This is a genomic window from Stenotrophomonas sp. (assembly GCF_032103445.1).
GTDB lineage: Bacteria > Pseudomonadota > Gammaproteobacteria > Xanthomonadales > Xanthomonadaceae > Stenotrophomonas.
Window position 1 is genome coordinate 23,084 of record NZ_DAMDFR010000012.1, and the last position, 17,613, is coordinate 40,696.

Genomic DNA, 17,613 nt, shown 5'->3' on the forward strand with positions numbered 1-17,613 from the left:
CATGTGAAACCCGGACGCAGATGCCGTCAACGGACTTCGAAATCGGCGCGGCAACCGCGGTTGACCCACACGCCGTTGCGGTCCCAACCCCAGGTCTGCCCTTCGATACAGGCCGTATTCGAACGCTGGCGGATCATGCGTACGTCACGGCGGATGCTGACGTTGCAGCGGCGCATACGGTTGTCGTTGGAATCGCAGCCAATGATTTCGCCGCGCCCACCGCCGTACCCACCGTTGCCGCCCCAGCCGTGACCACCGCCATGGGAGGGCCGCCCGCGTTCGGCGACGAACTCGGCGCGGCAGCCACGGGTGACCCAGATGCCGCCGCGACTTTGACCCCAGGTATCGCCCTCGATGCAGGGCGAGCCGGAGAGCTGGCGCACGAGGCGCGCCCGGCCTTCGAAGGGGCACTGCGCCGTGCGGTTCTTGTTTGATTCGCAGCGCACCGGGCCATCGTTGTAGTAGCCATCGTCATAGCGCTGCGCCTGCGCATTGCCCGCCAGGGCCAGTACCGCCACCGGCAGCAAACCCCACAGCCAGTTCTGCTTTCCGTGCGTCATGCGATGCTCCTCGTGCCGGTTGGATGAATGGGCACAGCATCTGCGAAACGCTGGCGTTCGCCTATAGGCCGGATGGCCTGATTTCAGGGTCGATTCAACTACCCGACGTGGCGCTGACCGCCCTGCCCGGCTCAGCCGTAATGCACGGCGTCGACGAAAGCGTTTTCAACGGCGACCCGGACGCGGCTGCTGCGGCCGGTCTCTGCATGGTGTTCGCGGGCCAGGGTATCGGCGAAATCGAACGCGACCGAGCCCTCGGCGAAGGTCACGGCGTCTTCGCTGCCGGGCGGCAGTACCTGCCAGCGGTGGTCGTGGTGCTGCACGGTGATCAACATCGGCGCATCTCCGGGTGGATGAGTGGACAGTACGTCTGCCACGGCCGTCGGGCTATCAGATTTATCTGAGTTTGGTGTCAGATACGCCGTAGAGCCACGCCCTGCGTGGCTGCGAACGGGTTGGGCACCGCGAAGCCACGCAGGGCGGGATTGCGTGCGCAGGAACATGGCTTTGACACGCATGGCGTGTCACTACGATCCTTGGTCGGCCGGAATGGGGGTCGCCCGGTGCCACTTGGTCGGGCGACCTGTAGTGACACGCCATGCGTGTCAACGCGGTGCCAGGCCATCCGTCAGTCTCCGGTGCCCAGGAACGCAAAGGGCTGCGACGGCGTGAACTGCGCCAACGCATCACCGGCAAACACATTGCGCTGGTCCTTGCCCAGGTCCAGCTTCAGCACTTTGCCGGTCTCCTGGCTGAAATCCACCTTGTTCAGATCCACCCAGAACGTATTCGGGGTCAGCGCGCTCTCAAAGAAATACAGCTTGCGCTTGTGGTCGGCCACGGTGCGCCAGCGCGTGGAGGAAATGTTCGGCTCCTCCGGCGTGGTGATGCCGAACGGCACCGACGCATTGCGGATGACGCTGAACACGCTGGCCAGCGCCTCGACCGGATCCTCGCTCTTCGGAATGGCATTGATGTAGAACTTGGCGCGCGCGAAACGGTCCGAGGCGCGGTTGGTACCAGGCAACATCACCGTCCCGCCAATCTGCTGCCAGTACGTATTGAGCGCCAGTTGATGGTCGAACTTCGGCGAGTTGGTCATCACCTGGTACTGCCTGCCGTGATGGATGACCTGTTTGCCGCCGATGTACTCAACGATGGCACTGTCACCGCTGGCATCGGACATCGACAGATGAAGCGTGGCGGTTCGATCCGTTCCCGGCAGCTTGTCCGTCACCAGCGTGTAGGGCTCACGCTCCAGCGCCTTCACCGCTTCATCGACCGTGGCGAAGTTGTCCAGCACGTACTGCGCCCACAGGGAAATCGCCAGCCCGGGTTTGCCGTTGCCACGCTGCGGATACTCCGACTCCACCAGCCACAGCACGTTGGCCGAAAGGCCCTTTTCGTTGAGGCCGTCCGTGGTGGAAATGTCGTAGCCACTGGCAATCACGCTGCCGTACTTCGCGGTCCACTCGATGGAATTGCGCCCGACCTCGCCATTGCGCTGCATGCCGCGCGGAAACACCCACAGATTGGTGGCGACATCCTCTTTCCAGTCCATCGAGCGGGCGGTGATGACATCGTCATTCGCCCCCAGGTACACCACGCGTGTGCAGGCATCAGCCTCACCGGCCAGCAGAGACAACGAGAACGCCAGCAACGCCGGCCGCAACGACCACATCGAACGCATCGCAAACCTCCTTTGGGGGAAACTCAGTAGCGCCACTCCACGCCCAGGCCCGGACCGGCCAGGGTCAGATCCAGATCCACGCCGGGGCTGATCTCGCGCAACGACAGCGAGCGGTACCCCAGCCGCAACCAGCTGTGTTCGGTCATGCGCAGGCCGTAGCTGGCCATCAGGTCCCAGCTGACCTCGTCGCCCGCGCTGCCCAGCGCCCACACCGTGATGCCCTGGCGCTCAGTGAACACCCAGGCCATGCGCACACCCAGCACGGGATCGACCCAATCGCGTGACACGGAAGCATCGCGGCCCAGCGCGGGCACGTCGACGTCGCCGCGCAGCTGCCAGTAACGCGCGCCGGCGATGGCGTCCATCCGGAAGACGGGGTCGTCAATGAAGCGGTACTGGCCCATCAGCGAGCCGGTCACGATGCGCGTCTGCAGTTCTGCGTCCAGGCCCACGCGGGGTACCTGTGCGGTTTCGCTGGTATCCACCCAGGTCAGGTCGGACAGCAGGCCCCAACGCCCCCGACGCAGGTCGATGACGGCCATTGCGGCCATGTCCAGGTGTTCGAGGGTGTCACTGAAGGATTGGTGCACCGACACCGAAGGCAGCGGCCCGAGCTTTGCGTCGCCTTCCAGACTGGCTCCCCACACGTAAGGCACGACGCTGACGCGCCATGCATCATCCTGTGCAAACGCCGCCGAAGGCAGCAGCAACCACGGCAGCAATCCATACCGGCGCATCAGCGGTCCTCGGGGGGAAGGAACGAAGGCAGTGCCGGATCATCACAACGCATGCACGGTGATGAGAGGGTGAACCGTGCGTGTCAGCGCTCCACCGGCAGCGTCACCACGAAGCGTGCGCCGCCACCGGCGGCCTCTTCCACCGCAATGCTGCCGGCATGACGCAGCATGATTTCCCGCGCCAGATACAGCCCCAGGCCACTCCCGCTGCCACTGGGGCGCAGGCGATGGAACGGTTCGAAGATCGATTGCCGTGCCTGTTCGGGTACGCCATCGCCTTCGTCGCTGACCGACAGCACCCCGCCCGGTTGCAGCGCCACCGCAACCAACCCGTGGCCACCGCCATGCGCGATGGCGTTCTGCAGCAGGCCGCTGATCACGCGATGCAGCGCGTCGGGATCGCCGCGCACCCACACGGGTGCTTCCGGTGCATCCACTTCGAATTCGTAACCCGCATCCACCACCAGCGGCGCGACGTCGGCGGCCACCTCGCGGGTCAGCGCGGCCAGATCGATACGCTGCTGCTGGCTGCGGTGATGATCCAGCCGCCGCAGGTCGAGCAGCTGTTCGGCGATATTGCTCAGCCGCCCGAGGTCGCGCTGCAGGCGTGCGCGTACCGTACCCGGCGGCAGGTCGCCAATGCGGGTGGCCAGAATGGCAATCGGCATGCGCAGCTCGTGCGCGGCACCGACCAGGAAGCGGTCCTGCGCATCGTAGCTTTCGCCGATGCGGCGCACGGCCGCGTTGAACGCATCCACCAGCGGCACGATCTCGCGTGGCACTGCATGCGTATCCAGCCCACGGCCGCGTTCGCTGATTTCGATGGCGGCGGCCTGCGCGGCGACCCGGTTCACGCCCTGCAGCGAACGGTGAATGGCCCATGGGGCTACCACCAGGGTGATGGCCATCAGCGGCAAGGTGATCCAGCCGCCGAGATAGCCAATGATGACCAGCAACTGCCGCCAGAAGCCGCGCTGCGGCACACCGCCGACCATGACGTGCACCCGGCCTTCGTCCCGATCCGACACCCACACGCGCATCGCCAGGTCCATGCCGCGGCTGCGGGTGCGCACGTCGGTGGGCTCCACATGGGCCAACTGCTCGACCAGCGGGCGGTACACCTCGGGGACGTTGCCGTGCTCTATGCGATGGCCCTGCTCGTCGGCAGCAGCAAACCAGAAGGTTGTGGTTCGATCGGGCACCGCCTCATCCACGGCCGGCCAGTCCACCTGCAGGGCGTCGCCTTGCAGCGTGATCGCATCGGCGACCAGTTCACTGGTGTTCCAGTCGATGTAGGCGGTGCTGCGGTCACCATAGACCAGCGCAATGCCGGTCAGCGCGATGATCACCATCGCCACCTGGATCAGGCAGATCTTCCAGGCCAGGCTGAAACTCAGCGAGCCGGGTTTGAGGAATTTCATGGCACGTCCTTGAGCAGATAACCGATGCCACGCATCACGTGGATTTCCACCCGCGCATCGGCTTCGGCCAGCGCCTTGCGCAGCTTTGAAACGTGCGCGTCGAGCGCGTTGGATTGAATGGCGTCGTCGAAACCGTACACGGCTTCCTGCAGCGCTTCACGCGCCACCGTGCGGCCCTGGCGCAACGCCAGTGCTTCCAGCACCAGCAACTGACGCCGCGGCAACACCAGCAGCGTGCCATCCACGGTGGCCTCGCGCGCCACGAAATCAAACTGCAGCCGGCCCAGGGTCAGGGTGGGCAATGCGATCTGCGAGGGCCGCCGCGAAATGGCGCGGATGCGCGCCAGCAGCTCTTCCACCGCGAACGGCTTGGTGAGGTAATCGTCCGCGCCCACGTCCAGCCCGACCACCCGGTCGGCCACTGAATCCCGCGCGGTGAGCATGATCACCGGCAGGTTGGGGACATGGCTGCGCGCCACCCGGACGAAGTTGGCACCGTCGCCATCAGGCAGCTGGCGGTCCAGCAGCAGGATCTGGTGCACATTGGCCTTGAGCGCCTCGGCGGCATGGGCCATGGAGGTCACCAGGTCCACCACCATGCCGTGCCGGCCCAGGCTGGCCTGGATGGCGCTGGCCAGTTCGGGGTCGTCTTCAAGCAGCAGGATGCGCATGGGGCAGAGCGTACAGGGGGTTCCGGCGCGCATGGTAGCGCGGCCGGCGGCGCAACGTTCCCACAATGTCCGGCCGGCAGGATGGCGGCTTGGCATTCTCAAAGTGGGAGGTGTATGCGCGTTCAACCCCTTCTTTTACCCGCCGTGGCGGTCGTCACCCTGCTGGCCAGCACCGCCGCGCAGGCCCAGGTGGCACCCGGTGCCAAGCCGCGCAGCAGCGTCGGGCTGGCGGTGGCGGCGCAGAAATCGCCGTACGCCGGCTATGACACCGACGTGCTGCCGATTCCGGTGGTGAACTACGAAGGCAAGTCGTTCCACCTGCGTGGCGGCAGCCTCGGCTGGAAGCTGTTCAACAGCGAAAGCACCGAGGTTTCGCTGCTGGCTTCGCCGTACATGATGCGCTTCAAGCACAAGGACACCGACGACGTGCAGCTGCGCCAGCTGTCCAACCGCAGCCTGTCGGCGATGGCCGGCGTGGCCGTGCGGCACACCGCGCCGTGGGGCATCGTGCAGGCCAATGTGCAGGCCGAGGTCAGCGGCCACGGTGGCGGTTTCGCGGCCGATGCCAAGTACGCCTATCCCATTCCGACCGGCAAGGTGACCCTGATTCCGGGGATCGGGGCCGGCTATGCCAGCGCCGACCTCAACGACTACTACTTCGGCGTGAGCGCACGCGAATCCGCGCGCAGCGGCCTGGCCACGTACAAGGCCGGCAGCGGCGTTTCGCCGTACATCGACCTGACCGCGATCATGCCGCTGGGTGCGCACTGGGTGGCCACCGGGTCGCTGCGACGCACGCGCCTGTCCGACGCGATCACCGACAGCCCGATGACCGAAGGCAAGCACATGGACAGTGCCCTGATCGCACTGAGCTACGGGTTCTGAGCATGCGCCGGGGAATCGTACGCCGCGTGGCGGAACTGGCGCTGCAGATAGAGCCGGACCGCCAGCGCGTACTGCAATGGATTGTGTATACCCGGCTGCCGGTTCGAGGGGGCAAGACCACCTTCGAACTGGCCTGCAATGGCCAGGGCGAACGCGTGTTGATGCTGCTGCACGGGCTGCTGGCACAGCCCGGCCAACGCCCCGCACAGCTGCCCGCGATGCATTGAGCCCTTCACCTGAGGAGACCCCCATGCCCCGCCCCTTCCCTTTGTTGCGCATTGCCGAAGCAGCGAATGACCCTGCGCTGGACGTGGCCCTGGTCGATTTCGATCATGCTGTTGCAGTGCTGATGGGGTTGGACCCTGTGCCGCATGGGCGCTTTTCGCGCGCCTATGTCACGGCGATCTTCCGTGCCTGCCTGGCCCCGCGCCTGCCCGGCCCGGATGCGCCGGGCGGCCGACCGGATCCGCAGATCGCGCAGGCGCTGAAGGTGTGGATTATTGAAAAGCTGGAGCAGTTTCCCGAAGAGCGGCGGGATCACCGCATGACCGCCGCGCGCCGCGCCGCGCATGGGTTCTGGCTGCAGTCGCTGGCGTACCCGCTGGACGATGATGGCGGTCCGCGGGCCGAGCGGTTGTTGGAAGGGTTGCTGGCGTTGACGCGCCCGGCTTAGGGACACGCCATGCGTGTCCCAGGGGACGCCGAACTCAGGTGACCTTCTTGGCCACCGTCATGCCCAGCAGGAACAGCACCACGGCAATGATGATGCCGGCCCAGAACAGGAACTTGGCGATGCCGATGGCCCCGCCGGCAATACCGCCGAAGCCCAGCGCACCGGCAATCAGGCCGATGATGGCAAAAATGATGGCCCACTTGATCATGCTGAAACCTTTCCCTCTGCGGGGAGTAAGAAGTGACCGTTACCGTAGCCAGTCGCCCGTGCTGCCCCGGTGAGTCGGTTGCCAGCGACATGTGAAGAAAGTCATGTAGGAATTTTCCGACAAACGGTAAGGTGCCCTTCATCGAGCGCCGGAATTAAGTGTTTGAATTGCATTGACTTTTGGTGAAATGCGTCGTCATTTCACTGAATGTGTGACCGTTGCCTCAGTTTCACCCCGTGGTCACAATGATGACGTCCCACACAACAGCAAGACCGCCATGCGCGCTTTCGTTGCCAAGCAGCACCCCGCCCTGCTGAAGGTCTATTTCCTGGCCTGCTACATCATCCTGATCGAGGAAGTGGTGCGCGCGCTGACCTGAGGACCCATCTCGGCGCATTGGTGCTCCAGAGCCTCCAGGGTGCGCTTCAGGTCCACCACACGGAAGGGCTTCTGCAGGCACAAGTGGTCGCGGAACGCTTCCCCCACTCCTTGCTGCCCATACCCTGTCGCAAACGCGAACGGAATGCCGCGCGCCTCCAGTTCATGCCCTACCGGCTCTGACGATGTGCCGGACAGATTGACGTCCAGCAATGCAAAGTCGACCCTCTGATCGCGCAGGATCAGCATGGCTGCCTGCACACTCGGCGCGGTATGGACCACGTAACCCAGATCAACGAGCTGATCCTCGATCAGCATCATGATCATCGCTTCGTCTTCAACCACCAGTACATTCCTGCTCATATCAGCTGTCCCTCCTCCAGGTTCGGCTGCGGCATCCACAGGTGGCAACGAACGCCGTCCGGTGCAAATGCCAGTTCGACCCCACCGCCGAGATCGTGTTTGAGTCCCCGTTCAAGCAGGCGAGATCCGAAGCCACGTTGCGCCGGCTCGTGCACGGCGGGGCCACCGTGCTCCTCCCACACCACTTCAATGCGTGGATCGCCGTCCAGATCGGTGCTGGACCAATGCAGGCATACCCGCCCCTCGCGGGAGGACAGCGCGCCGTACTTGGCGGCGTTGGTGCCCAACTCATGCAGCGCCATCGCCAGGGCCAGCGCACGGCGCGGATCCAGCCGGCAGCTGTCGCCTTCCAGCTGGAACTGACCGGGGGCACCGTAGGCATCCACCGTGGACTGCGCCAGGTCACGGATATCGGCACTGTGCCAGTTCTCACGCGTCAGGATGTCGTGCGCACTGGCCAATGCGACCAGGCGCTCTTCGATCTTCGCGTTCGCATCTTCCAACCCGGCCGCACTACGCAGGGTCTGCCGCGCGATCGACTGCACGGTCGCCAAGGTGTTCTTGACCCGGTGATTGAGCTCGTTGATCAGCAGTTGCTGGTGCTGTTCATGGCGCTTGCGCTCGGTGACGTCGCGGGTGCTGCCGGCAATGGCCTCGACCTGCCCATCCGGCCCGATCACCGGGGTAAAGATGTAGTCGTAGATGCGCACGCCGAGCGTGGCGTGCGGGAACGGCACATCACCGCGGATCGGCTGTCGGGTGGCGATCACCTGTTCGATCTCGCGGTCGTGCATGGCCGCGTGCCACGGCTCGTAGCCGATCTCCAGGCAGGTCTTGCCGATCGCCTCGTCCCAGCTCATCCCCCACATGGTCAGCAGGACCTTGTTGGCGTAAATGAACCGGTGCTGCAGATCGAACACGTACGACAGATCGGGCGTCGCCTGCAGCAGCGTCTCGTAGATGCGCCAGGTTGGAGTGTCCTGTTCCGGCTGGAGCACGTGTTCGGTCCCCTTGGATGGGCCGAATCTAGAGCGGTGGCTGTGAACGGGGCATCAGGGTCACAGCCCACTTGACCGGACGACCGCCGTCTTTGAAGATGACTCTGTTCATAAACTGGGCCAAGGTTGGACCATGTCGGGACTCATCGGCGAGCTGATCGAAGGAATAGTCGACTTCGTCACCAACGTATGGGTGGCACGCCGGCTGCGGGCGAATCGCGGGCGACCGGCCCGCTCGGTCGGCGAAGATGCGACAAAGGTTGCCGTGCTGGACCTTCAGCTTCTCGGACTGGGCCTGCTGGCCTTGATCTGCGGTGCGTTCATGGTGCTGGCGCTGCGATTGCCAATCTGGGTTGGCGTGCTGCCAGCGGTCGCCGCGGTGGCCTACGGCGTATACCGATGGATGCGGATGGTGCGGGAGTAGTACCTGATCGTACGAGGCGAATCGCAGTTGGAGCGCTATGTCAGGGCTTCAGTCTCTTGTGCCTTGCCGAACCAGAAGTCGTTCGATGGCAGATGCAGCAGCCCCAGCGCCGCGAGCTTGATCGCACCTACGCACCAGTCGAGAACGTCGAGCTGATCAAGGCTCGGAATGTAGGAAAACAAACCCAGGATCGCGACGGCGGTGTACACCGTACGTGCCCAGCGTTTTCCCAACAGAATCAGAGCCAGCCAGGCAAACACCAGCAGGTAGATGACAGCAAGCGCGGTGTAAGGCAGCCAAAGCGCTACCCCCAACGTGTTGGAAACCTCGACCAGTTGCCAAATGGCAATCGCATGTGTTGCTACCAGCAATGCAATTGACAGCATCAAGGCGCGGGGAACTCGACGGTCCATTTTTCACCCGCCGGAAAGTGGATCCGGGATCCAGTCATGCTGCCCAAACGGGCGGTGGTGGTCTACGGCGTGTACCGCTGAAAGGAGGCCGGGAGAGTCATTCGCTCTCGGGCCCCGCTACGGCGGAACACCCGACCTCAAGGCGAATACTAGATGTTCGGACGGGTCAGTCAACCTCAAATTCTTGTAAGAATTTCCCAACCCAACGAAAAAGGGCCCGAACCGCGAGGTTCAAGCCCTTGATCTTCACCAACAATGGTCGGGACGGCCGGATTTGAACCGACGACCCTCTGCCCCCCAGGCATCGTTTCTGACTGGGCCATGCCATTGATGCGTAAGGAGTTCCGCATCTTAACGGCGCAGCCGAGATAGCAAATTTCGGCCTATACGCATCAAGAGGTTACGCACACATAGGGTGAAGGCTCCTGATGCCTTCGCGACAAGGACCCTCGACCCGCGAACCTGTGTGCATAGGCTGGCGTAGACGGCTTTGCAATCCGCACCAATTTCAACAATTTCAACGGCTTATTGCAACCTGCCACGGATTCTGACACACACTGAAGCGGTAGCGCTTGTTCAATTTGCACATGCCGGCTATCCCGCGAGAGGTACAAGCTGCCCACCAATCTGAGAGAGCCCCAAACGCTCAAACACCCTGACAAGCATATGAATCGCATGCTGGCGTGCCTGCTTTTCGCTAAGGCGGGCCGCAACGTTTGGCCCGAGATCGAGCGACACCGACTGCCGCATAGAATCGAGGAATCCATCGTTCAAAACGATATGCGCGTGCGCAAATACGCCGTTCTCAGGCTCGTGCTCAACGGAAAAGACTCCCGGCTCGCAATAATAATCGTCATCGCAAAAAGTTCCGCGAACTCGACCTGCCTCCGTGCCGAAAAAGCCTACATAGGTGGGTAGGTCCTCCTCAAGAGTCTCGGGGTGGCTGGACAGCCTGCGCTCTCGGTCCGCCTGCGCCTTTACCCTGCCGAGCTCGGCGCAGGCTTCCTGGTCGCAATGCCGCTCCCAGAGAACCGACTCGACTCGCCTGCCGCTGCTTCCCTGTTTGAACTGGAACTGAGACGGATAAGCTGCGGCCGAGACATTGGGATAGGGCTCTCGCATGCGGGGCTCAAAGATCTGCCTGCAGACTCTATCGCCATCACTGATGAATTCTTGATGTTCGGCTGCCATCCTTGCCCCGCCCCTCCCAACGCAATAAATGAATTCTGCTCAATCGAATCCTGGCTAGCCGGCATCTCCTCACTCACGTGCGCTATGCGGCGTCCCTGACTGATAACGTTTGATATTGCCCTGCCGCTAAAGAATGCACTTCCCTGTGTGTCTCCTATGATCCAGGTAAGAACCACATCTCCATCTGCGTCGATTGACGGGATAGGAGCAACAGTGACGCCCCTGGCGTCCAACAAAGTGAGAAACGCCGCCGCCACATGCAATGACTCCGCATTCACCTCTGGGTCGCGAGACATGACGCGAAGTGCAGGCCCTGTCTTGGCCAGCAACTTCTGCCGCGGATCACGCCCGATAGCGCCTGATAGCCATAGCTGAAGTGATTTCGAGGATTCGTCCATATTCAGCCCGTTTGCAGGACAGACTTAGCTTGAGCAATTACCGCTCCAGTAGCACTCTCGAGACGCCCACCAGCGAGCGGCGGCGCGTCTGGGTGCGGATATGTATTCACATCGACCGTCTCCCTCAAGGCGCTCTTCATAGTTAAATTTGCGCCATGGGGCCCGACATGCACCATCTGAACAACACCAGTCTGCTTATTAAATAGCTGATTAAGCTCAAACGTGTTCTTCCCTGCCGTAACCGACCGCTTCACGTTGTACTGGACAACCACATCTTCCGAAGATGGTGGGGCGTCAAAACTGAAGGGTAATGCCTTCTTCAACCCTACCAACGCCGCTGCCGGCGACGGATAATCCTGGACGGTAGCTATAACCAGCCCCACACGTTGCGCTTCTTTCAAGTACGCGGACGCAGCGGTGCATACCCGCGACGCGAAAGAAAAAACCTGCTCAAATGGCACAGAACTCTTCGGAGGAAATTCTTGGCTCGGCTCCATCTCAGGAGAGAAATATATGTCACAGCGCACTGGGGACAGAACAAATCTGATCTGAACCTTATCCTCTAGCAACGTCGCAGTTACTATGCCCGTGGCCTTTTGTCGCTCGGTCGAGTCCGGATCGTTACCGGTCGCGGCGCGGCAAAGGTCGTCAACGTTGATGTCGGGAGATTTGGCGAAGAACAGAGCCAGCTGGATCCCTTCAAGACTCTTAGTCATTCCATGAACTCCACGTGCTTTCTCTCTGTTCGGTTGGGTCTATTGTAGGACAAGGGAAACGCACACGGGTTCCCTTGGTGGGCAATCCAGAGGTTCATTGGAGGCACCCTACCCCACAATCCCTTGACATTTCAACGGCCTGCACAACTTGACCGGTCACATCAAAGGATGGGGGTTCAGCGCTGTGCCTTCAGCATCCGCACCGGGGTACGGTGCTTCCTGGACCACTGGGAGGGGCTGGCACCTGCCAAACCTAGGCCATGCGGCTCACCGGCTCGGGATCTAGATCAACTGCTGCGTTGACCCATCCGTGAGTGTTACACGTACGTTAAACTCGCCGCCCCGAATCCGTCCCTCTTCCGCGAGCTGCACTCCGCTCTCGTCGAAGAGAAGCCAAGGGTCACCCTCATGGCGGCCCGCCAGACGTAGACCCTGGTCTGTGAAGACCGCAATGCTATCCGCGCCTGCTCGACCAGTCGCATGTTGCATATCGTTGAAGCCGATCTCAATTTTTCCGACCTTCTTCAGCCCCAGTATGTAGTCTTCCCCTAGGTTTAGCAGTCTCCCACGGCCCGATCCATGTAGAACCAGAAAGAAGGGGCCCTCGACCACCAGCAGCCAGTAACCATCCTTCTGAACCAAATCGCCCGGCTTCGCGTGTGCTGCCGGCAACGCTACGAACTGCTGGTCTGTAAACATCGCCATCTCCTTGGTCAGCCCGGCACGTCCAGGCCAATCCGAATCCTACACCTTCTCAGTTCAACTGGCCGAATGGCCACTTTGACCGGAAGCTGGAAGGCGACACGGTTCAGCGCCTCACCTGCGAGCGCCGGTCCTCGAGCCGCTGAAGGTATTGGTCGACCTCGGCTCGCAGGCGCGCCTGATGCCGCTCAGCCCAAAGTTCTGCGCCGGCCTTCCCACGCTCATAACCGCTACAAAGCTTCTGTTTTCTCAACTCTCGGCCCCGCTGATTGTTGAGGCTGATCCACCAAGTGTGGTCGTCCACTCGCTGGTACAGGCGTGCTACCTCGACCGAGTCGAGCAACAATTGGTTTGGTTGGTCGTGGTCGGCGGCACCTATCGCACGCCAGCGGAAGTCGGGAGGGAGCATGGCGCGCAATCCTACGGACGGCCGTCTCATATCCTGCGAGGGAGAAAAGCCTGGCCCCGGATCCGTGGTCAAGCCGAGGGAGTCGGCGGGGGTGTCCACGCATCCGGGTGAAGCCTGCCAGGGTGGGCACTAGGCCCGTAGGCGGATGTCTCCCCGCGCTGCTGCTGAATCTGCGACTGGCCCGGTGAAGCCGGCGCGAAGATGCCCAAGACCTCAGTTTATGTGCGGGCGGACCAGGGCCTGCATTCGGTCAATACCCGTCGGTACTTGAAATACCGACTCTTCCCGGCGTTGAGTGAGACCCCGCCATTCGCTGTGCGCGGCCATCCTGAAATCCCGTTCCTTGACTGGAATCCAGCGCATCGACCAGTACGGAAAGCGCCGTGTACTGCCTCGGCTATGGCCCAACTCTACGATCTCCCGGTGGCTGCGCGAGTTCAGAATCCGTGAGTAGGTGAGTGCCATCCCATCTTCGGGACCCTCGATGTACTGAAGGAACCGGCGGCCGTCACTCAGAAGGACACCTGTCACCCCAGCAATTCGGTTATGGGCTGCGGCATCCCGCGCCAGATAGTCAATCTGGTCAACGGTCAGCCCTGGCACTGCCTCACTGCAATAGACAAGCGACCGTAGAGGCATCATGCCTCCTCCCTATCTAAACGCCCCTGTCTGCCAAGGCTATCAGGCCTAAAGGGCCAATGTGACGGAATCTGGATAGACGGTAGGGTATGGTTCCGCCATGTGCGGCCGGTTCGTCCAGACCCCGATCAAGGCAAAAGGCAGCTTCGCCTTCCCCGAACTGGTGGGCGACCTGGTCGCCATGCCGGCCAACTACAACCTTGCGCCCACACAACGCGCGTCGGTGCTTCTGGATCGGGGAACGGGGCCGCAGCTCACCCGGATGGCCTGGGGACTGCTGCCATTGTGGGCCAAGGCCAAGAGCCTGCAGGGGTCTACCATCAACGCCCGAATCGAAACGGTGGCCACCAAGCCCGCCTTCCGGGCAGCGTTCAAGAAGCGTCGATGCTTGGTGCCCATGGCCGGCTACTACGAATGGTCGGTCAACGCCGAGGACGGGAAGAAAGACCCGTGGTTCATCCATGCGTCCGAGCCGCTGTGGGCGGCCGGACTCTGGGAGGACGCCAGCCCGCTGCTGGACGCCGATAATCTGGGCACCTTCACGATCATCACCGGGGACAGCAGCGGCGTTTCGGCCGATATCCACGACCGGATGCCGGTGTGGCTGGGACTCGACCTGGCCGAAGCATGGATTACGGCTGATCCTGACGACGCCATGAGCATGCTTCTGGCCTCCGAGCCTCCGGCCATGGAGGCCTATCGCGTCAGCCGCGCGGTGAACTCCCCTCGCAACAACCGAGATGACCTCCTCCAGGCCGTTGCGTGACGGCGCTACACCAGCCGGGCTTGCCGGTCATCCCATGACTTGATGATCAACTCGCCTGCGAGCTTGCTGCCCTGCCCTCCACCTATCGTGTATCCGATCTGCAGCGGCACCAGCTCAAAGCCTTCGAACACACGGCGAATCTCCGGGTGGTCGTTGATCGACACCACGAGCTTCCCTTGGACGGACCTCATCAGGTCGGCGATGCGCTCATACTCCGAGAACGGGAAGTCAACGCCGTAACCTTCCGTCTCCCAGTACGGCGGATCGAGGTAAAAGAGCGTTTCAGGCCGGTCGTAGCGCGCGACACACTCATGCCACTGTAGGCGCTCGATGACGACACAGGCGAGACGCAGGTGCACTGCGCTCAGTTCCTCTTCGATACGGAGCAGGTTGAGGCGAGGCCCCAAGCCGGACGCGACCACGCCAAAGCTCTGCCCCTGCACTTTCCCACCAAACGCGAGCTTCTGCAGGTAGTAGAAGCGCGCGGCGCGCTGGATGTCCGTAAGTGTTTCCGGCCGCTCCATCTGCGCCCACTCAAACATCTGGCGCGAGACGAGCGCCCACCGGAACATTCGCACGAATTCGTCCAGATGGTGCCGCACGCAGCGGTAGAGCGTGACCAGGTCACCGTTGATGTCGTTCAGAACTTCGAGCGGTGCAGGGGTCGGTCGCATGAGGAGTGCGGCCGCTCCACCGGCGAATGCTTCGACGTACGTGGAGTGCGCCGGGAAGTGCGGGTAAAGGTGTTTCAGCAGCCGACGCTTACCGCCCGGCCACGAAATGATGGGGTTTGGCATGTTCTCAACCTTTGCGATGTGTAACGGCGACAATCCCTGCGCTCCTTCGAGGGCGCAGGGCTTCAGCCAAAGCCAGGTGGTGAGAACACCTGTGTTGCGGCGGTGGTCAATTGCTTGCAGGCATTCGACCACAGCCCTGTCTTCTATCCGACCTCCACCTCAATCAGCGGGAGGTTTGGCGCGGCCTCGATCATTCGGCCTTCGCGTACCCATGCATTGTACGGAATCGCCTGGCTGAGTTGGCCAACTACACGCATCTGCGCGCCGTCGTACGTGGTGAGGCTGCTGGTGCCGTCCGCATTGTGCGCGGTGACGGTACCAAGCAACCGCGCTTGACCACCCAGCAGCCCATTGAAGTTGTCCCACAGTTCAGTCCGCATCGGTGTAGTGCCTCTCCAGGGTGATGGTCTGCTCGATCACGATGGCCTTATCGTTGGTTCGCGCCTCGGTCCGTGCGGCGATACAAAGGCCGTGCCACGTGCCCTCTTCCCCAACCACCTCCACCAGGTCGAGCGGCCTCACTCGCCCCACCTCACCCGGCCGGAGCGGGCCGCCGAATAGCGGGATGACAAGCTCGACCAACGCCTGCTCGCCCCTGTCCGACAGAATGTTGCGACCGCGCTCGGTACCGGCCGCCGCCGTACTGATGAGCGGACTGCTGGACTGCGGCGCGTACAGCTGCCCCGCCTCACCGCTGCGGCGCACCTTGCAGGTGACGCCCTTGCCGGCCAGCTCGCCGGTGACCACAACCGCGTCGTAGAGCGGCGCACTGCGCATCTGTAGGCTTTCGTTGCTTACCACGTCCTCATAGATCACATGGTCAGGCGTGCGCTCCTTCCAGTGCCAGGGGCTGTGGGGATAGCGCGCGCGCACCTGGAGCGTCTGGGCAGCGGGGTCTGACTGCACTACCCCACCGCTGGCCTCGGCGAGGCGGCTGATGGCATCCAGCGCGGTGGTCGCGTCATAGAACCAGGCTCCGGCCGGCACCAGCCAGTCAACAGTGTCGTAGGACGCCGTGAACCCGGTGTCTGCCAGCTCCTCGTTGACCAACTGGGCCACCGACCTGTCTTCTGTGGTCACCTTCACCCGGCCCGGGGCGTAGGGCGCGGCCAACAGCGCTGTGCGGGACCGGCCGGTCAGACTGATGCCACTGCCGCCCCACTCGCGACGAGTGCTGTAGCTCTCCACCAGCGCCGTCCAGACATAGCCATTGAGGGTGACCTCCACCTGACGCGGGCCGGCCGCTGAGGGCTTGAGCAGCGGCAGCTGCGCGGTGTCGGCCAGCTCGAAGTCGAAGGTGGATCCCCAAGCATCGCAGCTGGTGTTGATGGCAACCCCGGCCATCTCGATAGGCAGCCGGTCCGGCAGGCGGACCACTGAAATACTGTTGATCACAACGTATGTCCTTTGATGAGGGCGCACCACGTAGCACGCAGCGACGCCAAGGTTCAGGGCCGCCAAGCCGCGTGTGCGAAGCGGAAGGCAGCTGAGGTTGAGTCCCACGCGCGCACCTGGAGTGCCGTAGGGCGGCGGCTCCGGCTCAGGCTCCGGCGGGATAACCGGCGGCCGTACGATCCACGGGAGGGGCTCCGCCGGCCCCCACGGCACGTCTCGCTTGCTCTCCCAGCGAGACGCCAACTGCCAGGGCACCTGATGCCCTCGGGACGTGATGGAGGCACCGCCCCACCGCAGCAGCAGCTGCTGCGCCGTGGCGCGCAGGGTTCGGTATGGGAGGCGCACCGCCTGCCGCACTCGGCCGCTGGAGCGCCATGCGAACCCTACCGCCGCATGGTGCCGGTCCATGGCTTGCCACGGGACCGACACCGCCGTGCGCCGCTGTTCCATGCGGGCGGACCAGTGAAGTCCGGTGACGCCAGCAGAAGAAGGGGCGAACGTCCACGCCAACGACACGGACGACCGTGCCGACGGCTGCTGCAACCGCCAGTCCACCGAAGCAGAAGCGCGGCCTGAGCCGGCCTGCGACCATGCAACTGTGGCAACCCGGCCCATGCGGTGGCCGGGTTGCCAATACAGACCGACCGCTCGGCGCAGGGTAGCGTCGGGCTGCTCGGGCGGATCCACGCTGCTCCACTCCACGCCGAGGTTGAGTGCGACGTGTGAGCCGGCGGCCAGCGAGAGCGGCCCAAGGTTGAGGGAGACGCGCTTCACGTCCGTGGCCACCGCGCTACTCCTCGACGGCTGGGAGCACCCAGTCCTGGATAGCCGCGTTCTGCATCCCCGTATCGTCGTAGCCGATCACAGTCATTGGCAGACTTGGGTCAAGGCGGTCAATCCGCCAGGTGCCGTCGGTATTACTCATCGTGCTGGCGATACAGATACCGGTGCTCCGCTCCAGCACGTGGATCCGACCACGAGCCGGCTGATTCAGAATCCGGAAGCGCCCGTCGATCTCGTCTGGTTCGGTGCCCGCCGGTCCCTCGCCTGCAAGGAACCCCGGCCCGGCAAACAGTTGCCGAGTCGAAGCGCGCATGCCGAAGCGAGCGCCTAGCGTCGCCGGCACCAATCGGACGAGAGATGTTCTGAAGCCCATTCTTGCTGCAGAAATCGGCATGT

Annotated in this window: 24 protein-coding genes; 5 read left to right on the plus strand and 19 right to left on the minus strand. The window is 63.0% G+C overall.

The window, feature by feature from the left end:
• Nucleotides 1-26: 26 nt before the first annotated feature.
• The 6 genes from RT551_RS06655 to RT551_RS06680 form a co-directional block, all read right to left on the minus strand.
• A complete protein-coding gene (locus tag RT551_RS06655; protein ID WP_313456732.1) occupies nt 27-560 on the minus strand; it encodes a DUF3011 domain-containing protein in 534 nt (177 codons plus the stop codon).
• Between the two features lie 131 nt (nt 561-691).
• Nucleotides 692-895 (minus strand): hypothetical protein, encoded by a 204-nt coding sequence (locus tag RT551_RS06660; RefSeq protein ID WP_313456734.1) that lies wholly within the window; start codon nt 893-895, stop codon nt 692-694.
• Nucleotides 896-1,188: 293 nt separating this feature from the next.
• Nucleotides 1,189-2,250, minus strand: a complete 1,062-nt coding sequence (locus tag RT551_RS06665) for a linear amide C-N hydrolase (RefSeq protein WP_313456735.1) — start codon at nt 2,248-2,250, stop codon at nt 1,189-1,191.
• Nucleotides 2,251-2,273: 23 nt separating this feature from the next.
• Nucleotides 2,274-2,987: a hypothetical protein gene (locus tag RT551_RS06670; RefSeq protein ID WP_313456737.1), complete on the minus strand. Its 714-nt coding sequence runs from the start codon at nt 2,985-2,987 to the stop codon at nt 2,274-2,276.
• An 83-nt stretch (nt 2,988-3,070) separates the two neighbouring features.
• Nucleotides 3,071-4,408, minus strand: coding sequence for a HAMP domain-containing sensor histidine kinase (locus RT551_RS06675; protein WP_313456740.1), 1,338 nt, complete (start codon nt 4,406-4,408; stop codon nt 3,071-3,073).
• Entirely contained in the window at nt 4,405-5,079 is a 675-nt protein-coding gene (locus RT551_RS06680) for a response regulator transcription factor (protein WP_311191959.1), read from the minus strand. The genes RT551_RS06675 and RT551_RS06680 overlap by 4 nt, the downstream gene beginning before the upstream one ends.
• 114 nt (nt 5,080-5,193) lie before the next feature.
• Here RT551_RS06680 and RT551_RS06685 point away from each other — a divergent pair, with 114 nt between their 5' ends.
• From RT551_RS06685 to RT551_RS06695, 3 genes are read left to right on the plus strand one after another with little or no spacing between them, the layout of a single operon-like run.
• Nucleotides 5,194-5,964: a MipA/OmpV family protein gene (locus RT551_RS06685; protein ID WP_313456742.1), complete on the plus strand. Its 771-nt coding sequence runs from the start codon at nt 5,194-5,196 to the stop codon at nt 5,962-5,964.
• A gap of 2 nt (nt 5,965-5,966) precedes the next feature.
• A complete protein-coding gene (locus tag RT551_RS06690) occupies nt 5,967-6,191 on the plus strand; it encodes a hypothetical protein (RefSeq protein ID WP_282298244.1) in 225 nt (74 codons plus the stop codon).
• A gap of 23 nt (nt 6,192-6,214) precedes the next feature.
• A complete protein-coding gene (locus tag RT551_RS06695; protein WP_313456744.1) occupies nt 6,215-6,637 on the plus strand; it encodes a hypothetical protein in 423 nt (140 codons plus the stop codon).
• Between the two features lie 34 nt (nt 6,638-6,671).
• Here RT551_RS06695 and RT551_RS06700 read toward each other — a convergent pair whose 3' ends face one another.
• The 3 genes from RT551_RS06700 to RT551_RS06710 all read right to left on the minus strand — a co-directional run bounded on the left by RT551_RS06700 (nt 6,672) and on the right by RT551_RS06710 (nt 8,584).
• Nucleotides 6,672-6,845 carry a DUF1328 family protein gene (locus RT551_RS06700; protein WP_311191962.1) on the minus strand — a complete coding sequence of 58 codons (174 nt, stop codon included), beginning with the start codon at nt 6,843-6,845 and terminating at the stop codon, nt 6,672-6,674.
• Nucleotides 6,846-7,181: 336 nt separating this feature from the next.
• Nucleotides 7,182-7,568 carry a response regulator gene (locus tag RT551_RS06705; protein ID WP_313456748.1) on the minus strand — a complete coding sequence of 129 codons (387 nt, stop codon included), beginning with the start codon at nt 7,566-7,568 and terminating at the stop codon, nt 7,182-7,184.
• A gap of 14 nt (nt 7,569-7,582) precedes the next feature.
• Nucleotides 7,583-8,584 (minus strand): HWE histidine kinase domain-containing protein, encoded by a 1,002-nt coding sequence (locus RT551_RS06710; protein WP_313456751.1) that lies wholly within the window; start codon nt 8,582-8,584, stop codon nt 7,583-7,585.
• A 133-nt stretch (nt 8,585-8,717) separates the two neighbouring features.
• Between RT551_RS06710 and RT551_RS06715 the strand changes: the two genes are divergently transcribed.
• Nucleotides 8,718-9,008, plus strand: a complete 291-nt coding sequence (locus RT551_RS06715; RefSeq protein WP_313456753.1) for a hypothetical protein — start codon at nt 8,718-8,720, stop codon at nt 9,006-9,008.
• Nucleotides 9,009-9,043: 35 nt separating this feature from the next.
• Here the strand turns inward: RT551_RS06715 and RT551_RS06720 are convergent, their stop codons facing one another.
• The 6 genes from RT551_RS06720 to RT551_RS06745 all read right to left on the minus strand — a co-directional run bounded on the left by RT551_RS06720 (nt 9,044) and on the right by RT551_RS06745 (nt 13,479).
• Nucleotides 9,044-9,421, minus strand: a complete 378-nt coding sequence (locus RT551_RS06720) for a hypothetical protein (protein ID WP_313456755.1) — start codon at nt 9,419-9,421, stop codon at nt 9,044-9,046.
• A 594-nt stretch (nt 9,422-10,015) separates the two neighbouring features.
• On the minus strand, nt 10,016-10,543 hold the full coding sequence (locus RT551_RS06725; RefSeq protein ID WP_313456756.1) for a hypothetical protein: 528 nt from the start codon (nt 10,541-10,543) through the stop codon (nt 10,016-10,018).
• Between the two features lie 469 nt (nt 10,544-11,012).
• Complete coding sequence (locus RT551_RS06730) at nt 11,013-11,726, minus strand: hypothetical protein (RefSeq protein ID WP_313456758.1); 714 nt, start codon at nt 11,724-11,726, stop codon at nt 11,013-11,015.
• 282 nt (nt 11,727-12,008) lie between these two features.
• Nucleotides 12,009-12,425, minus strand: a complete 417-nt coding sequence (locus tag RT551_RS06735) for a hypothetical protein (RefSeq protein WP_313456761.1) — start codon at nt 12,423-12,425, stop codon at nt 12,009-12,011.
• Nucleotides 12,426-12,534: 109 nt separating this feature from the next.
• Nucleotides 12,535-12,837, minus strand: a complete 303-nt coding sequence (locus RT551_RS06740; protein ID WP_313456763.1) for a hypothetical protein — start codon at nt 12,835-12,837, stop codon at nt 12,535-12,537.
• Between the two features lie 213 nt (nt 12,838-13,050).
• Nucleotides 13,051-13,479 carry a BLUF domain-containing protein gene (locus tag RT551_RS06745; RefSeq protein ID WP_313456765.1) on the minus strand — a complete coding sequence of 143 codons (429 nt, stop codon included), beginning with the start codon at nt 13,477-13,479 and terminating at the stop codon, nt 13,051-13,053.
• Nucleotides 13,480-13,576: 97 nt separating this feature from the next.
• On the opposite strand from RT551_RS06745, the gene RT551_RS06750 reads away from it, so the two are divergent.
• Entirely contained in the window at nt 13,577-14,242 is a 666-nt protein-coding gene (locus RT551_RS06750; protein ID WP_313456768.1) for an SOS response-associated peptidase, read from the plus strand.
• 5 nt (nt 14,243-14,247) lie between these two features.
• Here the strand turns inward: RT551_RS06750 and RT551_RS06755 are convergent, their stop codons facing one another.
• From RT551_RS06755 to RT551_RS06770, 4 genes are all read right to left on the minus strand, one after another.
• Entirely contained in the window at nt 14,248-15,039 is a 792-nt protein-coding gene (locus RT551_RS06755; protein WP_313456849.1) for a DNA adenine methylase, read from the minus strand.
• A gap of 143 nt (nt 15,040-15,182) precedes the next feature.
• Entirely contained in the window at nt 15,183-15,419 is a 237-nt protein-coding gene (locus tag RT551_RS06760; RefSeq protein ID WP_313456770.1) for a hypothetical protein, read from the minus strand.
• Nucleotides 15,409-16,434, minus strand: a complete 1,026-nt coding sequence (locus RT551_RS06765; RefSeq protein ID WP_313456773.1) for a hypothetical protein — start codon at nt 16,432-16,434, stop codon at nt 15,409-15,411. The genes RT551_RS06760 and RT551_RS06765 overlap by 11 nt, the downstream gene beginning before the upstream one ends.
• A 790-nt stretch (nt 16,435-17,224) precedes the next feature.
• Complete coding sequence (locus RT551_RS06770) at nt 17,225-17,611, minus strand: hypothetical protein (RefSeq protein ID WP_313456775.1); 387 nt, start codon at nt 17,609-17,611, stop codon at nt 17,225-17,227.
• Between the last annotated feature and the right edge of the window lie 2 nt (nt 17,612-17,613).

Coding starts and splice junctions, on each gene's coding strand:
- RT551_RS06655 (WP_313456732.1), bottom strand. CDS start 560: ATGACGCACGGAAAGCAGAACTGGCTGTGGGGTTTGCTGCCGGTGGCG.
- RT551_RS06660 (WP_313456734.1), bottom strand. CDS start 895: ATGTTGATCACCGTGCAGCACCACGACCACCGCTGGCAGGTACTGCCG.
- RT551_RS06665 (WP_313456735.1), bottom strand. CDS start 2,250: ATGCGTTCGATGTGGTCGTTGCGGCCGGCGTTGCTGGCGTTCTCGTTG.
- RT551_RS06670 (WP_313456737.1), bottom strand. CDS start 2,987: ATGCGCCGGTATGGATTGCTGCCGTGGTTGCTGCTGCCTTCGGCGGCG.
- RT551_RS06675 (WP_313456740.1), bottom strand. CDS start 4,408: ATGAAATTCCTCAAACCCGGCTCGCTGAGTTTCAGCCTGGCCTGGAAG.
- RT551_RS06680 (WP_311191959.1), bottom strand. CDS start 5,079: ATGCGCATCCTGCTGCTTGAAGACGACCCCGAACTGGCCAGCGCCATC.
- RT551_RS06685 (WP_313456742.1), top strand. CDS start 5,194: ATGCGCGTTCAACCCCTTCTTTTACCCGCCGTGGCGGTCGTCACCCTG.
- RT551_RS06690 (WP_282298244.1), top strand. CDS start 5,967: ATGCGCCGGGGAATCGTACGCCGCGTGGCGGAACTGGCGCTGCAGATA.
- RT551_RS06695 (WP_313456744.1), top strand. CDS start 6,215: ATGCCCCGCCCCTTCCCTTTGTTGCGCATTGCCGAAGCAGCGAATGAC.
- RT551_RS06700 (WP_311191962.1), bottom strand. CDS start 6,845: ATGATCAAGTGGGCCATCATTTTTGCCATCATCGGCCTGATTGCCGGT.
- RT551_RS06715 (WP_313456753.1), top strand. CDS start 8,718: ATGTCGGGACTCATCGGCGAGCTGATCGAAGGAATAGTCGACTTCGTC.
- RT551_RS06720 (WP_313456755.1), bottom strand. CDS start 9,421: ATGGACCGTCGAGTTCCCCGCGCCTTGATGCTGTCAATTGCATTGCTG.
- RT551_RS06725 (WP_313456756.1), bottom strand. CDS start 10,543: ATGCGAGAGCCCTATCCCAATGTCTCGGCCGCAGCTTATCCGTCTCAG.
- RT551_RS06730 (WP_313456758.1), bottom strand. CDS start 11,726: ATGACTAAGAGTCTTGAAGGGATCCAGCTGGCTCTGTTCTTCGCCAAA.
- RT551_RS06735 (WP_313456761.1), bottom strand. CDS start 12,425: ATGTTTACAGACCAGCAGTTCGTAGCGTTGCCGGCAGCACACGCGAAG.
- RT551_RS06740 (WP_313456763.1), bottom strand. CDS start 12,837: ATGCTCCCTCCCGACTTCCGCTGGCGTGCGATAGGTGCCGCCGACCAC.
- RT551_RS06745 (WP_313456765.1), bottom strand. CDS start 13,479: ATGATGCCTCTACGGTCGCTTGTCTATTGCAGTGAGGCAGTGCCAGGG.
- RT551_RS06750 (WP_313456768.1), top strand. CDS start 13,577: ATGTGCGGCCGGTTCGTCCAGACCCCGATCAAGGCAAAAGGCAGCTTC.
- RT551_RS06755 (WP_313456849.1), bottom strand. CDS start 15,039: ATGCCAAACCCCATCATTTCGTGGCCGGGCGGTAAGCGTCGGCTGCTG.
- RT551_RS06760 (WP_313456770.1), bottom strand. CDS start 15,419: ATGCGGACTGAACTGTGGGACAACTTCAATGGGCTGCTGGGTGGTCAA.
- RT551_RS06770 (WP_313456775.1), bottom strand. CDS start 17,611: ATGCCGATTTCTGCAGCAAGAATGGGCTTCAGAACATCTCTCGTCCGA.